At 68.5% G+C, this 807-nt stretch carries 1 protein-coding gene and 1 pseudogene; one reads left to right on the plus strand and one right to left on the minus strand.

All coding sequences use genetic code 11. The features are described 5' to 3' along the window. Positions 1-149, plus strand: a pseudogene (locus KZA10_RS16520) (chorismate-binding protein); the annotation flags it as partial. A 16-nt stretch (positions 150-165) separates the two neighbouring features. Here KZA10_RS16520 and KZA10_RS16525 read toward each other — a convergent pair. Next, positions 166-807 (minus strand): PPK2 family polyphosphate kinase (locus tag KZA10_RS16525; RefSeq protein ID WP_218683438.1); only part of this gene is annotated, 642 nt, incomplete at its 5' end.

Below are 807 nucleotides of genomic sequence, written 5' to 3' on the forward strand. Positions count from 1 at the left end.
CCCTGCGCTGCGCCCAGTTCACCGTGCGCCAGGGCGAGATCGGGGTCACGGCCTACGCGGGCGCCGGGATCGTCGCCGGATCCGATCCGGAGAGCGAACTGCTCGAGACGCGCGTGAAGTTCCGCCCCCTGGTCGACGCCCTGGCCTGACCGCAGAGACCGACGCTCAGCTGGCGGCCAAACGTTTCTTCTCGGACTCGACGTCGAAGTCGGCGCGCGGCCACTCGGGGTCGATGTCCTCCAGCGCCGCGAGCAGCAGCTCCTGCACGGCCAGTCGCGCGTACCACTTGGCGTTCGCCGGAATCACGTGCCACGGAGCCACCGCGGTCGAGGTGCGATCGAACACGGTCTGGTAAGCCTGCATGTACTGCGGCCACACCAACCGCTCGTCCACATCGCCCGGGTTGTACTTCCAGTGCTTGTCCGGACGGTCGAGGCGTTCCATCAGCCGCGTCTTCTGCTCTTCGGGCGAGATGTGCAGCATGACCTTGACGATGCGCGTACCGGATGCCGCGACGCGGGCCTCGAACTCGTTGATCGCGTCGTAGCGGCGCTCGATCTCCGCGGGCGGGGCGAGCTCGCGAACCCGTCCGATCAGCACGTCCTCGTAGTGGGAGCGGTCGAAGACGCCGATGAAACCGGGATCGGGCAGACGCTTCTCGATGCGCCAGAGGAAGTCGTGCTCGCGCTCCTCGGCCGTCGGCGCCTTGAACGCGGCGAGCGCGACACCCTGCGGGTCGACACCCCCGACCACGTGCCGCACGATCCCGCCCTTGCCGGCGGAGTCCATGGCCTGAAGCACCAGGAG

Source organism: Microbacterium sp. BF1, assembly GCF_019279095.1.
Classification (GTDB): domain Bacteria; phylum Actinomycetota; class Actinomycetes; order Actinomycetales; family Microbacteriaceae; genus Microbacterium; species Microbacterium maritypicum.